The 14,880-nt window shown below is 40.6% G+C and carries 15 protein-coding genes; 6 read left to right on the top strand and 9 right to left on the bottom strand.

What is annotated here, in order from left to right:
• Nucleotides 1–184: 184 nt before the first annotated feature.
• The 6 genes from LKD48_RS15425 to LKD48_RS15400 form a co-directional block, all read right to left on the bottom strand.
• On the bottom strand, nt 185–1,444 hold the full coding sequence (locus tag LKD48_RS15425) for an FKBP-type peptidyl-prolyl cis-trans isomerase (RefSeq protein WP_308732522.1): 1,260 nt from the start codon (nt 1,442–1,444) through the stop codon (nt 185–187).
• 123 nt (nt 1,445–1,567) lie between these two features.
• Complete coding sequence (dtd, locus tag LKD48_RS15420) at nt 1,568–2,014, bottom strand: D-aminoacyl-tRNA deacylase (RefSeq protein WP_262536289.1); 447 nt, start codon at nt 2,012–2,014, stop codon at nt 1,568–1,570.
• A gap of 113 nt (nt 2,015–2,127) precedes the next feature.
• Nucleotides 2,128–2,709, bottom strand: coding sequence for a xanthine phosphoribosyltransferase (locus tag LKD48_RS15415; protein WP_227101734.1), 582 nt, complete (start codon nt 2,707–2,709; stop codon nt 2,128–2,130).
• A 113-nt stretch (nt 2,710–2,822) separates the two neighbouring features.
• Nucleotides 2,823–3,809 (bottom strand): 2-hydroxyacid dehydrogenase, encoded by a 987-nt coding sequence (locus LKD48_RS15410; protein ID WP_308732521.1) that lies wholly within the window; start codon nt 3,807–3,809, stop codon nt 2,823–2,825.
• A gap of 83 nt (nt 3,810–3,892) precedes the next feature.
• The gene (locus LKD48_RS15405) at nt 3,893–4,606 is read right to left on the bottom strand and encodes a GTP pyrophosphokinase (protein WP_308732520.1); all 714 of its coding nucleotides are present in this window, start codon (nt 4,604–4,606) and stop codon (nt 3,893–3,895) included.
• Nucleotides 4,607–4,748: 142 nt separating this feature from the next.
• Entirely contained in the window at nt 4,749–6,635 is a 1,887-nt protein-coding gene (locus tag LKD48_RS15400; protein WP_308732519.1) for an ATP-dependent nuclease, read from the bottom strand.
• A gap of 243 nt (nt 6,636–6,878) precedes the next feature.
• On the opposite strand from LKD48_RS15400, the gene LKD48_RS15395 reads away from it, so the two are divergent.
• The 4 genes from LKD48_RS15395 to LKD48_RS15380 all read left to right on the top strand — a co-directional run bounded on the left by LKD48_RS15395 (nt 6,879) and on the right by LKD48_RS15380 (nt 9,224).
• Complete coding sequence (locus tag LKD48_RS15395) at nt 6,879–7,265, top strand: Fur family transcriptional regulator (RefSeq protein WP_066557656.1); 387 nt, start codon at nt 6,879–6,881, stop codon at nt 7,263–7,265.
• A gap of 202 nt (nt 7,266–7,467) precedes the next feature.
• Complete coding sequence (locus tag LKD48_RS15390) at nt 7,468–8,013, top strand: NADH peroxidase (RefSeq protein WP_066557660.1); 546 nt, start codon at nt 7,468–7,470, stop codon at nt 8,011–8,013.
• Between the two features lie 35 nt (nt 8,014–8,048).
• Entirely contained in the window at nt 8,049–8,243 is a 195-nt protein-coding gene (locus LKD48_RS15385) for a (2Fe-2S)-binding protein (protein WP_118612545.1), read from the top strand.
• A 150-nt stretch (nt 8,244–8,393) separates the two neighbouring features.
• A complete protein-coding gene (locus LKD48_RS15380) occupies nt 8,394–9,224 on the top strand; it encodes a DegV family protein (RefSeq protein ID WP_118612546.1) in 831 nt (276 codons plus the stop codon).
• Here the strand turns inward: LKD48_RS15380 and LKD48_RS15375 are convergent, their stop codons facing one another.
• A complete protein-coding gene (locus LKD48_RS15375) occupies nt 9,225–9,740 on the bottom strand; it encodes a shikimate kinase (protein ID WP_308732518.1) in 516 nt (171 codons plus the stop codon). It lies immediately after the preceding gene.
• Nucleotides 9,741–9,924: 184 nt separating this feature from the next.
• Between LKD48_RS15375 and LKD48_RS15370 the strand changes: the two genes are divergently transcribed.
• Both LKD48_RS15370 and LKD48_RS15365 read left to right on the top strand, forming a co-directional pair.
• A complete protein-coding gene (locus LKD48_RS15370) occupies nt 9,925–11,103 on the top strand; it encodes an oligogalacturonate lyase family protein (protein WP_308732517.1) in 1,179 nt (392 codons plus the stop codon).
• Between the two features lie 51 nt (nt 11,104–11,154).
• Nucleotides 11,155–12,171 (top strand): alpha-L-fucosidase, encoded by a 1,017-nt coding sequence (locus tag LKD48_RS15365; protein ID WP_308732516.1) that lies wholly within the window; start codon nt 11,155–11,157, stop codon nt 12,169–12,171.
• A 221-nt stretch (nt 12,172–12,392) separates the two neighbouring features.
• Here LKD48_RS15365 and LKD48_RS15360 read toward each other — a convergent pair whose 3' ends face one another.
• Complete coding sequence (locus LKD48_RS15360; protein ID WP_308732515.1) at nt 12,393–13,559, bottom strand: TlpA family protein disulfide reductase; 1,167 nt, start codon at nt 13,557–13,559, stop codon at nt 12,393–12,395.
• 156 nt (nt 13,560–13,715) lie between these two features.
• Nucleotides 13,716–14,486 (bottom strand): transposase, encoded by a 771-nt coding sequence (locus tag LKD48_RS15355; RefSeq protein WP_308732514.1) that lies wholly within the window; start codon nt 14,484–14,486, stop codon nt 13,716–13,718.
• Nucleotides 14,487–14,880: the final 394 nt, after the last annotated feature.

The raw sequence follows: 14,880 nt of genomic DNA, 5'->3' as shown, positions 1-14,880 counted from the left end.
CCTCGCCATATAAAATTGCTATTCTGTCTGAATGCAAGCATTCACAGAAAGCAATTTTGCATGGCTCTGAATAGTTAACATTTTTTAAGCCCCGAAGAAGCATTTACCGCTCCAACGAGGCTTTTTGCCTGTTTGTAATCAATCAGACAATGATCTTTGTTATTATCCTATATACAAGAATGTTTTACTCTGCCTCAGAAGATGCTTCCTCTGTGGAAACTTCCTCGGAAGATACCTCCTCGGAAGACACCTCAGAAGATGCCTCCTCAGAAACTTCTTCTGAAGACTCCTCTTCCATCTCGACTAAGGTTACGTTCTCTGAAAGCTTTCCTAACACATAATCAGTGCTTGCTGCAAACATTACATATGGCTCACCATAAACACCAACTGCCTTCTCGTAATCCTCATCAGTAAAGTTTAAAGATTCCTTTGCAATATCTGCTGTCATCTCCCAACCTTCAGTTTCCATAACGGCCTGCAGTACAAGATAGTTTCCTGCATATGTCTTGCACATATCCCTGAAGGAATCCTCATCAAGTCCATTTGCAGATAAGAAAGCATCTATTCCTACACCGTACATAGATGCGATAGAGGTATAATACTGATAACGCTCATTGTAAACTGTATCAACAACCTCTTCCGGTACATCTTTGATCTCGGAATTTTCTACTACATACTGGAACAGTGCGTTATACATGTTCTGCTTGTACAGATTGTCATAGACGCTCTGACGATATGCCTCTGCGCTCTCATAATCTGGCAGATTCTCAGCGATAAAATCATCATCAAACTCTGGTGTTATCTTCTCTTCGATGTAGTTGATTGTGATATTGAAAACAGCATCCTTGCCGCTTAAATCTGTGTTATTAGTGTATGGATCTGGGAATGTAACATTGATATCAAAGTTCTCGCCCGGTGCATGACCGATCAGCTGATCTAAAAATCCATCGATAAAATTTGTTACGCCAATGGTAACAGTTGCACCTTTTCCGTCAGTGCTTCCGCCCTCAAACTCAACACCATCAACAGAACCTACATAATCAATATTTACAGTATCACCATCCTCGATCAGACGATTTTCATCAGTGATCTGGTTTGTCTTTGTATAAGAGCTTAATGTCTTATCAATCTGGCTCTGCACAGCCTCATCAGATGGAATGATTTCATCTGACAGCTCCATATGGGAATAATCAAGCAGCGTTACATAATCAAGTGCCTTCACACCTTCAAAAAATCCCTTTTCGTCATAGCCTTCGCTATAATCAAATGCCTCTGTCTCGGCTTCGCTTGATTCTTCCTCAGCACCAGTCTCATCTTCTGATGCAACCTCTGATACAACCTCAGTTGCCTCTTCTGTGCTTGTCTCCTCTGCAAATGCTGCTGCAGGAGTCATAGCTACTGCCATGCTCATACCGAGTGCTGCTGCTAAAAATCTTCTTCTCATTACCTTCACCTGTCCTGATTCAGTGTCCAGGACTCCCTTTCTTTGAATGACATAAATCCATTCTATCACAAATTTATGCGTTTGAAAACCAATTGAGTAAAATTTCATTCAATTTTCACAGATTTACCATTCTCTGCTATCCCAGATTACCGTGAACGGTCCATCATTTTCGAGTGATACTTTCATCTCCGCTCCAAAAATACCATGCTCGACTTTGCCAAATTCTTTTCGGCATTCCTCTAAAAAATATTCGTATAAGCGCTCTGCCTCTGCTGGGGAACCTGCCTGCGTAAAGCTTGGGCGATTACCTTTTTTGCAGTCGGCATACAGCGTAAACTGTGATACTACAAGCACCTCGCCGCCTACATCCTCGATTGAACGATTTATTTTTCCTTCTTCATCCGAAAAAATGCGCAGCTTATGAAGCTTTTTTACATAGCGTTCCACCATTGACTCATCGTCGCCTTGTCCAACGCCAAGAAGAACAAGATAACCTTTTTTAATTTCTCCTGTTACTTTACCCTCTACTGTCACACTTGCATGATTTACTCTTTGAATTACAAGTTTCATAATCTTTTTTCCTCTGTCTGCTGTTCTTATATATTTTTCTTAAACCACTTTGCGTTGTAGCTTCAAATGTAAAACCCAGAGGAATCCCCTGGGTTTCATTTGTTATTCTCTTATTACTGCTCTCTGAAGAAAACTTCTCCAGTCTCTGCATTCATTCCATCAACGATTGCCAGAGACTCCACGCGAATACCTTTGCCGCGGATTAAATCGCCGCCCTTCTGGAAGCCCTTCTCAATTGCAATGCCAACACCCTCTATTGTAGCACCAGAGCTTTTTACAATATCAATCAGTCCCTCTAATGCACATCCGTTTGCCAAAAAATCATCAATGATCAGCACATGATCTTCTGGGGAAAGGAACTTCTTGGAAACAATCACATCATAAATTCTGCGGTGTGTAAAAGACTGAATCTTTGTGGAATACACATCACCGTCAAGATTAATGCTCTGAGTCTTCTTTGCAAATACAACCGGCACATGAAAATACTGTGCTGCAATACAGGCTATGCCGATGCCACTTGCCTCAATTGTGAGAATCTTATTGATTGGGCAACCCTCATACAGTCTCTTAAATTCTTTTCCCATCTCTGAAAACAGTTCGATATCCATCTGATGATTTAAAAAGCTGTCAACCTTTAATACATTTCCTGGCTTTACAATACCATCTTTGCGAATTCTTTCTTCTAACAGTTTCATAATGTTCCTTACCGCCCTTCTGATTAGTGTTTATTCATGTTTTGTCTATGTATATTTGTATCAAAGGCTACCGGATTCCGGCAGCCTATTATACCATGTTGTGCTTTTAGGGTTTACTTTGTTACCTCATTTACAAGTGTTTCGCCCTTTTCAAATGCAGCTGCATTTTCAAGTGTGATGCGGCTGATTGCCTCAAGCGCCTCTCTCGTAAAGAAGCCCTGATGAGAAGTTACCATGACATTTGGGAATGATAAAAGTCTTGCCATTGTGGAGCTTTGCAGAATTGTGCCTGAAAGATCCTCGTAAACCTTGTCATTTTCTTCCTCATAAACATCAAGTCCAACTGCAAAAAACTTACCCTTTCTGATACCTTCAATCAGCTCCTCTGTATTAACAAGACCGCCTCTTGACGTGTTGACTAAAATTACACCATCCTTCATCTTCGCAATGGACTCACGATTGATTAAGTGATGTGTCTGCTCAGTTAACGGGCAGTGAAGTGAAATCAAATCACTCTGCGCTAACAGTTCATCAAGAGTTACATACTCGATATCATTATTAGGGTTTGGATACATATCATAGCCAAGCACTCTCATGCCAAAACCTCTGCAGATTCGTGCCATCGCCATACCAATTTTTCCAGTACCGATGATTCCGGCTGTCTTCTTATAAAGATCTACACCCATCAGTCCGTTTAAACTGAAATCATTTTCTCTGCACTTGATATAAGCCTTGTGCGTATGACGATTTGCTGTGAGCGCCAATGCCATCGCATGCTCTGCAACAGCCTCTGGTGAATAGCCAGGCACACGTGCAACCTTTATGCCATACTCTGCTGTCTTTTTCAAATCTACATTGTTGTAGCCTGCACAGCGCATTAAAATTAATTTAACGCCCTGACGATGCAGCTGTTCAACTGTCTCTGCCCCAATATTAGCATTAACAAATGCACAGATCGCCTCGTAGCCTGCTGCTAATGCCGCTGTCTCTGGTGACAAATTTGCCTCCAGATAATGAATCGAAAGCTCTGGATACTCTGGCAAAATCGCATCAAAAAACTCTTCATCGTATTTTTTGGTACCATAAAACAAAATGTTCATATGCAATCTCCTTTTCTAATAGATGATTCCCTTGAAAGGGTTCTCAATTTTTTAGAAAACATACACTCAGGCGCTTTGATGTATTATTTTTTCTGAAGTTTGTCTACTATTTTATTCTCCTCCCACATCTTCTGCATCCTGACGTTTTCCTCATGCTGTTCCTCGATGCCAACCTTTGGCAATGCCTGCACCTCTTCATTTAGTGAAAGCATCTTTGCATCCAGCATATTTACAATATCTGAACATGCTTTTAACTCTTCATTGATATGCTGCGGTGCTTTTCCCTCGAATTTATAGCGGATTTTATGCTCAAGTGATGCCCAAAAATCCATCGCAATCGTGCGAATCTGAATTTCCACCTTCACGCTAACCGGTCCAGTTGACAAATATACTGGAACCGATACAACCATATGGTAGCTCTTATAACCATTTGGCTTTGGATTTGCGATATAATTTTTAACGGTCAGCACTTGAATATCTGACTGACTGCTAATGCGGTCCGCAATTCGGTAAATATCAGAAGTAAAGGAACATACGATGCGAATGCCCGCTATATCACTCAGGCAGTTCTGCATGTTGTCCATATTGACTTCCAAGCCATGGCGCTTTAATTTCTTTACAATACTCTCCGAAGACTTGATTCGCGATGTTACATGCTCAATCGGATTGTAATTATGTATCTTGATAAATTCATTATTCAGTATATCGATCTTTGTTGCTATTTCCTTCAGCGCAGATTCGTATGTAAACATAAGTGTTTCCCACTTATCTATGCGGTGTTCGCTGATTTCTTCCATTTACTAAATTTCTCCTAACTTACACTAACTTACTTTTTTTCCTGCAGCCAAAACTTTTGGTGCTTCTCTATCAGTTTACCATATTTTTATTGCTTTTTAAAGTATTTCTTTTCGCGTTTTGTAACATATTACCCGTAGGCTTTCATACCTTTCGACTCTCAAAATATACAAAACGGTCTATTGCATCGAGGATATCGGCAAATTCCTCTCGCGGTGCCAGCGCTACATAACGGCTTAAAAGTTCATTTTCTTCTTTTTTAAAACGACCATAGAAGCAGTCAAACATGTTGTGGCCGCGCATATAAATGCGTATTTCTTCCATATGTGCTTTTACATCCTCTGGTCCTGTCAGATCGTGACCTATTACACTTATAAGCTTTTGTCCGCTTGAAAGTCTCGATAAATATTCCTGCCATTTTTCATAGAAGGTCTGATAAAATGCATTTTCTGACTCGACAACACCTAGCTGCGCCATGATTTTGGGGTTAAAGAAATAATTTTCAAATGAATAATATTTCAGAACAAGCACATTTTGAGGACGCACCTTAGGCAGATGGTCTACGTCGCGCTTTCCTGCCTCCTCGTAATAATTACACAGCTGGCTTATCAGCTTTCGCCTGTCTTTTCCGTCACCGTCTCGTATCATCAGAAACTGATCTTTCAAATAGACCTGGTTCATATATTTTAGATTTGCATACGTTTTGATGTTTGTACAGCTGTTTGTTGTAATAATTGCGATGCGCGACAGATTGCCGTCTTTATCATAGATTTCAGAATAATATCTTTTAAGCAGAATAGGCAATCGGTTTTTATCCTGTTTTCCTTCCACGATAAATACAAAGTTTACATTCATCAGATCGGTTGCCGTATATCCCAAATCATCTAATATTACACTGATATCCGTATTGTCGCGCACAATGGAACGGCCTTGCTTATCAAGTACTACCTGTCGAATTTCGCGGCTGTTAAAGTTTGCAAGAAGATTAGGTGAATGAGTTGTAAACACAACCTGATTTTTTCGTGACAAACGATACAAAATCTCACCAGCCACACGCTGCAGTGTTGGGTGAAGAAAAAGCTCTGGTTCCTCAATCATCAATATACTTGAAAGCTGTTCCTGCATCTCTGTATATGTTTCAAGAAGAGACAAAAGATAGATGCTTCGCATTCCCTCTCCCATCTCACTAAGCGTATGTGTCTGTCTTTGTGTCTTACTGCCGATTTCTGTTGTAACCTGAAGCATCTGTTCAACATTTCTATTCATGGAGTAGACAATCTCATCCTGGCCGCCGTTTTTCTTAAAGTTTTCATTTACACTCTTTGAAAACTCTTCAAGGTTTATCTGGTACAGCTTGTAGTCTAAAAGCTTAGATGCCTCGAATGCATCAAGCTCAATTGGTTTTTTCTGATTGATATAGCCGATGCATGAAAAGCAATGGTCACATGTCTTTGCCTCCTCAAACAGACAACAACCACTTCGCATTTTAGAAATCAGCGCGTCCTCACGAAGAAGCAAAAGATCACTTTGCAGCCGCTCAATATCACGCTCAGGACTGACACTATAGATACGTGGAAGCAGCTTTTCAATATAAGGATTGTTCTTTTTAAAGCCGTCAAAATAGCGCTTTCTGCCATCCTTATTTGCGATAAAGCAAAAAGACAGCTCACCACGCTCATTTATTGATTCACCGTCAGTTTCAAACATTGGTACAAACGATGGCAGTTTCTTTTGAAAATCCTCAAACCAAGAATCAAATTTTCTGTAATGGCTGATTATTCCTCTTCGGCAAAGACGCTTCAAATCATCCTTTGTCAATTCAAGTGTAAGCGCAATCTCAATATTGCCGCCATCCCAGTTGAAATCCTTTTTTGTTATCGCAATATCTCCAAGCGCCACACGCAGTGCATCTATTATCGTGGATTTTCCGGTATTATTTTGTCCAACAAGAATCAGGGCATTTTCCACTGAATCAATTGTGACATCCCGGATTGCACGAAAGCTTTTAATATGTATTCCTGTCAGTCTCATTCGCGCACCTCTGCTTTTCTTGCATAAATACTATTTATAATCATCATATCATATTCATATGCTTTTTTCCACATAAATGTCCGTCTGGCAAAAAGCATTTCCCATTAGATGTTACACCGTGAACTGTAAGCATTAGATCATTACTGTCCATGGTAATCTTTAAAGTGGTTGACATCTTACGTTTAGTTTTGTATAATAAAAACAAAAGTAGTAATTATTATTACATAGAAGGGAATTTTAATTATGATAAAATACAGCCGCCAGCGTGAAGCAATTGTTCAGTATCTCACAGGGCGCACAGATCATCCAAGCGCTGAATCTGTTTATCAGGCACTCCGCCAGACACACCCTAATATCAGTCTTGGAACTGTCTATCGCAATCTAGGCGTTCTTGAGGAAAATGGTCAGCTGATGCGGATTCCGATGGATAACGGATCTGACCGTTTTGACCCAAATGTCGTTCCTCATTATCACTTTTTATGCCGCAAATGTGGCTGCCTGCAGGATGTCCCAATGACAGCACTTGATTCTTTAAATCAGCTCGCTCAGGCACATATTGATGGCATCGTAGAAAGTCATGCCCTGCTATTTAAAGGGGTATGCAAAAGATGTTCAGAGGATACAAAATAGTTTTTTTCTTATTATATTTTTGAAAAAAACTCTTGACAGCTTTGTGGGTTTGTGTTACTATCATATCAGTAACAATTACTATTATCAAACAAGGCACCGACCCCTATCACGGTTCCTGATTGATATGGTAACAAACAATAATAAGCGGTTTTTCCGCTGACATTAACAATAAATATTTTTATTAGAAAAGGAGATTACTATTATGGCTAAATTTGTCTGTCAGGTATGTGGTTATGTTTATGAAGGAGATTCTGCTCCAGAGTTCTGTCCAGTATGTAAGGCACCGGCTTCCAAGTTCTCAAAGCAGGAAGAGACCTTAACTTGGGCTGCTGAGCACGTTGTAGGTGTTGCTAAGGGTGTCAGCGAAGATATTCTGGCTGATTTAAGAGCTAACTTCCAGGGTGAGTGCTCTGAGGTTGGTATGTATCTGGCTATGGCTCGTGTTGCTCACAGAGAAGGCTATCCGGAAATCGGCTTATACTGGGAGAAGGCAGCTTACGAAGAGGCTGAGCATGCAGCTAAGTTTGCTGAGCTTTTAGGCGAGGTTGTTACTGATTCCACAAAGAAGAATCTTCAGATGCGTGTAGAGGCTGAAAACGGTGCTACTGCTGGTAAGATGGATCTTGCAAAGCGTGCTAAGGCTGCTAACCTTGATGCAATCCATGACACTGTTCATGAGATGGCTCGCGATGAGGCTCGTCACGGCAAGGCATTTGCAGGTCTGTTAAAGAGATATTTTGGTGAGTAACGTTAATCATTGTCACTTCAAAAAGAGGTAATGACATGGAAAATTATACCATTTGCAATTGTAAAAATGTAACGTACTTTGATGTCGCAGAAGCGCTGCACAATTGTCCTACTTTCAGCGATGTAGAAAAGACGTTTGATGAAGTACAAAAAATCACCCACTGCTCTACTGGATGCGGTGGATGTCACGGAAAGATCTTAGACGCTATTTCCGAGATCATGGATAAATAAAAAAAAGAAGATCATCCAAAAACGGGTGATCTTCTTTTTTCTTGTCATTTACCAGTTGTTTTTTTATAATTATCTGTTATACTATTACTAGATTATGTAGTTTTCAAAACCAGATAATACTTTTTCCAAAAACAATGGAGGTTATGATATATGATTACCAGAATTATTTCCGACTCTTCTTGCGAACTTTTTGACAGCGCAGATGGTCAGTTTCGTACAGCACCTTTGACTATCTCTACAGATGAGCGCTCTTTTTTAGATGACGCCAATCTAAATACACGTGAGATGCTTGACTATCTTTCTGCTCACAAAGGACGCTCCTACACGGCATGCCCAAGTATTGAAAGCTGGTTAAGCTGCTTTGAAGGAGCTGATGTGATTTACGTTGCAGTAATGACTAGCGCACTTTCCGGAACGCTCAACTCTGCATTATCCGCAAAGTCTATCTATGAGCAGCAGCATCCTGAAGTAAAAATCCATATCTTTGACACACTGACTACCGGACCTGAACTATGGCTCTTTATTGAAAAGCTTGAGGAACTTGTCGCTTGTGGTACATCATACGATGAAGTCATTCGTATTGCTGATGAATATATTCACACAACGCGTCTGTTCTTTGCATTAAAGTCTCTTCATAATCTAGCAGCCAACGGCCGTATTAATAAAGCAGTTGCTTCTGCCATCGGCATCTTAGGCATTTCGATTCTTAGCACAGCAAGCGAAGAAGGACGCATTCATCCGATTGGCAAATGCCGCAGTTCCAAAAAGCTTGTTGCTTCTATCATGGAACAGTTTGAAAATGCCGGTTATCATGGCGGCAAGGTACGCATCAGCCATATCGAAAATGCAGCGCTTGCCGAAAGCATTCAGGCAGAAATCTATAAAAAATATCCGCAGGCAGATGTCCAGTTTAGACACTGCCGCGGACTTTGCAGCTACTATGCTGAAAAAGGCGGTATTTTGATTGGATGCGAGTGTTAATTACGCATTTGCTTTTGACGCAAGCTCCTGAACGATTTCTCTAACCCGCTTGTGATCACATTCCTGCACGATATGTGCATACTTTTCATATAATGGACAGCGCTCATTGTACAGATCTTTGAGTGTCTGTCCATTTTTCAATGCAACACCACGCGCCGTCAGATCGCCAAGACGATCCTCAATTTCTTTATAAGAAAGCTTTAAGTAGACAACACAGCCGATCTTGCGCAGATGCTCCATTGCCTTTTCACCATAGATTACACTTCCTCCAGTTGCAATAACTGCCTGTTCACAGTCTAACCCTGCATTGATATCTTCCTCAATTTTCAGAAAGCCATCTACTCCATGCTCGGTAATCAGTTCATGAAGCAGCTTTTTTGTCTGCTCCTGAATAACAAGATCTGAATCCAGAAAGCGATAGCCAAGTCTCTTTGCCAGCACAACCCCAACTGTGCTCTTTCCTGCTCCCGGCATTCCAATCAGTACAATGTTTTTCTTTCCCTGCATCGTCTCCATATTTTTGCCCTCTCGTGTTTTAATGGTGTTACTGTTTTGATATTTCTGAATAGTTATCCGCTTTTTATTATATCAAAAGCAAACACATACTTCCATATTTTTTATCTTATATGCTTGCTTTTGTATATATTTCTGGTAAAATTATAATTAACAGCACAAATGCAGGAGGTTTTTACGTATTCTTATGAGTAAGGGACAAATTTTTCACAGCACATTTTCAGAATACACAGATCCATACACTGGCACTGTTGTAAAACGCCTGACGGATCCGTCTATACTTAGTCACCACATGTATTTTTATAACCGCATGACTACATCTGACGGACAATACCTTTTAATCTGCCAGAAGCGTGACGAGGGCCGTCAGCTTTATACACTCAATCTCCATAACGGTGAGATTCGCCAGATAACAGAGGGAGATGGTGTCGGTCAGGACAGCGCCATGTTTTCACATGACGACAAAACCATCTTTTATCAGCAAAACAACCGCTTTTGCACGATGGATGCACAGACGCTTGAAACGCACTGCTTTTACGAAACACCAGAAGGCTGGAGCGGTTCTGCACCTGGCATGAGCAGTGACAATCGTTTTATGTCAATCGTAGAGACAAAACAGGATACACTGCCGCCGCGTGATGGAAGCGCCGGATGGAACTTTTTTGCGCTTACTTGCGAGGCTAAGCCACTATGCCGCATTGTCTACATTGATGTAGAAACAGGAAAGAGCCACGTAGTACTTGAGGATCACTGCTGGTTTGGTCATACACAGATTCGTCCAAATGACCCGGATACGATTTTATTTTGTCATGAAGGACCTTATGATCTGATTGATGCCAGACTATGGCTGATACAAAGCGATGGCAGCCGTTATCGCTGCTGCCGCAAGCAACCATCTGATCTGATTTTGACACATGAATTTTGGCTTCCTGATGGTTCTAAATTTGCTTACGTTTACCGTGAAACAACTGGCGACAAGATTGAAAACATCCGCCTTATGGATCCTGAAACATTAAAAGAAGAAATTCTAATGCCATGTTCTCCGTTTGCACATTTTATCTGTGATAAGAAAAATGAGTACATGGTTGGTGACTCTCAAGGAAGCGATGTTCCAATTCACCTTTTGACAGAGGAAATGCTGAAAGAAAAAGCCAATACCATAAGCAATGATTTTATCTATCTGATTGATGTCAAAAAACGCATAGAAAAGAAGCTTTGTTATCATGGCACATCTTGGCTGGCTAAGCATGGAAATCCACAGGATTCACATCCACATCCGTGCTTTTCTGAGGATAACAAGAGTATTATTTTTGTATCTGACCGTGAAGGGCTGCCCTGCATTTATCAGGTAATGCTTAATAATTAGTGCTGGCGTTTATCTATTTATTTTTACACTTTATTTTTGGAGGGAATAATTATGGACATGAGAAAATGGTTCAAGGAAGCACAGTATGGAATGATGGTTCACTGGGGTCTGTACTCACTTCTTGCAGGTGAGTATAAGGATCGCTACAGTGGTGTTTACGCTGAATGGATTCAGGCAAATCTGGCAATCCCGAATGCAGAGTATGGAAAACTGGCAAAAGCATTTAATCCAGTATTTTTCGACGCTGAGGAATGGGTTAAGCTTGCAAAGGACTGCGGCATGAAATATTTTGTTGTCACCAGCAAGCACCATGATGGTTTTGCTATGTTCCACTCAAAGGTTGACAAATACAATGTTGTTGACGCAACTCCATTTGGACGTGATGTTATCGGCGAGATTGCAGAAGCTTGCTACAAGCATGGCTTAAAGATGGGTCTTTACTACTCTCAGGATCTTGACTGGCATCATCCAGACGGCGGCGGATATCTGTCAAACCACATTCCAAGCCAGGGTGTTACATGGGACAATAGCTGGGACTTCCCGGATGCTGCAAGCAAAAACTTTGACCGCTGCTTTAATGAAAAGATTTATCCGCAGGTTGAAGAGATTCTTCGTAACTACGGTGAACTTTGCCTGATCTGGTTTGATATGCCAATGACCTTAAAAGAACATCAAAGCCGCGCACTGTTCGATGCTATCAAGAAGTATCAGCCTGACTGCCTGATCAACTCCCGTCTTGGAAACGGTGTTTACGATTATGTATCACTTGGCGACAACGAGATTCCAGATTCTATGCCTGAAAACACTGAGTTTGACCCAGCTTTGATGAACGGCATTCGCGGCTTCAAGCCATCTCCATACGGACTGTATGAGACTGCTGCTACCATCAACCGCACATGGGGCTTCTCTGCTCACGATCAGAACTGGAAGAGCCCAGAAATCATCGCTGCAAACCGCAAGAAATTAAACGGTATGGGTATCAACTATCTGCTTAACGTTGGACCAGACGGACTTGGCCGCATCCCGCTTGCCAGCCAGAAGGTTTTACGTGAAGCTGCAAAGCTGTAACTACTGGGACAGGGACATTGGCCTTTATCCATTTTTCCACAGAAAACCTCGTCCGACATAGTCGGGCGGGGTTTTTCAAATTAACATACATCAACACGCATATCAAGAAGTTTCCATCGCGACAGTGGCACTGGCTCTTTCTCAATACTTATTAAACCACCGGGACACTAATTAAGCCACCACCCAATTAAATGGCCACCGTTCCTGTCACCGTGGTTGTATTATTTAGAAATGTTCTTGAGTTCTTTTTCTACGATTTCTTTCCATTCGTCCAGTGTATGGCTTCCTGAATAGGTTTCTCCTACAATATTTCCTTCTTTGTCAACAAAGAATGTTTCCGGGAAAGCAGAGACACCATTTAAACGTCCATTCATCATTGTTGAATCAGGGACCAGGAACGGATAGGATGCTTTTGTCTTCTCCTGAAGGACACCGGCTTTTTTCACTGTATCCTCATTCTGTTTGGCATCATCACCCACTGTATCAAGAACGACACCGACAACTCCAACACTTTTTTCCTTCATCTCTTCATAGAGTTTTTCCAGCTCCGGAATCTCATTTACACATGGAGAACACCAGGTAGTAAAAACATTCACAAGTGTAAGATCATAATCGCTGAATACTTTTTCTGTATAATCTTTTCCATCAACGCCTTTTGTCTTAAACTTGCCTACAGTTGTAGAATCGCCTTCATTGCTTGTCTCCTGTAGCTGGTCAAATGCAAAATGATGCTGGAATGGTGTCATCTCTGTGAGTGTCACATCAATTTCTTCCACTTCTTTTTTCAGGGATTTATCTGCATCTTTATTAGTGCTCAGATAATATTTATACTTTCCATCACTGCTACTTCCGATTTCTTTGTGTTCTGTGCAGCCTGTGATCTTATCCAGTTCTTTCTCAGAATCTTCGTCATAGATTCCAATCGCTCCAATTTTTGCAAGACTATTGTACCAGTCATCATATGCTGTTCCCATCTTGTCAACCTCTGCCTCTTTCTGCTCCTCGGTCATTTCGCTCCAGCTTATATATGCATATTTAATTGCATCTGCATTGTCATTCCATATTTCATTTGTGATCATCGCAATGGTCTGCGCTTTTATCTGTTTAAGCAGTTCCTCCGGAAGTTTCATGTTAAGTCCAATGAATGGATACTCATAAGAATCCTGTGCCTGCACAGTTGTCTCGGACGGTTTAAAAGTACCCTGTATAAAATCAGACGGGATTGCATCTCCATCTGCAGCAATTGCATCTCTATCAACCACCATTCCCGCCTGGTCTGCCATTGCTTCTGTACTTTCTGCTGCCATTACGGATACGCTTCCAAGTGTAGATACTCCTACTATTGCAGATGCCATAAGTGCTGTGATTTTCTGTGTTCTGAATTTCATGATTTATATTCTCCCTTCGTAGTCCTTTTGTTTACTATGGTCGCAATTATAACACCATGTCTATAAAATTTGTGTTAAGAAAACACGGGGTTGCCACAGGGACAGGGACGTTGGCCTTTTTATTGTCCCTGGTGGCTTTTTTCCTCTCTTCGTTCCTTAACTTTGATTAATCGCTGCGTTTATTGCACCTCTAGAAATTCCTGTAAGCCTACTCAATTGGCGAACTGAAATACCAGAATCCTTTAATTCTTTTAAGTACTGATTTCTTTTAAGGAGTCCCAGACGTTGAAAATCCGCTGGTGATTTACAGTCAGTTTTCTTCTGAATGATTTCCATTGCATCTTCATCGGATATTCCATATATACCAAAAGATTGAAGTTCCATGCACATTTTATCAGATAACGTATGCAAATAAGTCATACACTCCTCATAGTTTTGAAAAAGGTCAGAAATTCTTTTAATATCTATAAACGAATCGTCCTGATTGGCATAATCATGATAACTGCTCCAAGGATAGGCTCCTGGTACTTTTTCTATTCCTGCGTTCAAAGGATTCTGGTGGATGTACCGAAATACTATTTTCAAATATTCCATGTCTTCTACTGGCTCGCTTTTATACCGTTCTTGAAATAAATGTCCTATACGTCGATATCTTTTGTTGTACCACCTAACAAATTTAATCTCAATTCGTTTCATAATCTCATCTAAGCTAACAGTTGTATACTCTAGTAGCAAATGAACATGATTATCCATTAAGCAATACGCATATAGATTAAAACTACACTTTTTTTCATCCTTATAATATCTCAAAATATCAATAAACTGCTGATAATCATACTCATCTTCAAAAATTATTTGCTGATTAACTCCGCGCAAAATAACATGATTAATGCATAGGTTACTCTTTTTTCTTGCTTTTCTTGGCATAGGCTGCTCCTTCTCAAAAATTATTTTTTTGTAATATTTTCTTCCTTCTATCTATAATTTCAAAATAGTAAGGACGCATCCTATGTACCTTTCGTTTATATATCAGTATGTATCATATTGATTCCTTTTTGTTATAAGCATACCACACAGTCTCAGCAGTGTCAATACCATCTTAGGCTCCCTCTCACTGTTACTTCGTCTTCATATTTTGTAAAATTTTCTCGTTTTGTGGACACAGATGCCTATTGAGCCACCGGGACACTAATTAAACCACCGTACCCAATTAAATAGCCACCGTTCCTGTCACCGTGGTTGCCTGAGTGCCATTGCACCATAATTCTTATCATTTGCAAGACAATCTGTTACTATTTTTAATCTCTCATCAAGTGTAGTG

Origin of the sequence: Anthropogastromicrobium aceti (assembly GCF_020687335.1) — a bacterium.
Classification (GTDB): Bacteria; Bacillota; Clostridia; order Lachnospirales; family Lachnospiraceae; genus Anthropogastromicrobium; species Anthropogastromicrobium aceti.
The sequence above is the reverse complement of the archived record's forward strand: the minus strand, read 5'-3'. Positions and strand labels throughout refer to the sequence as shown.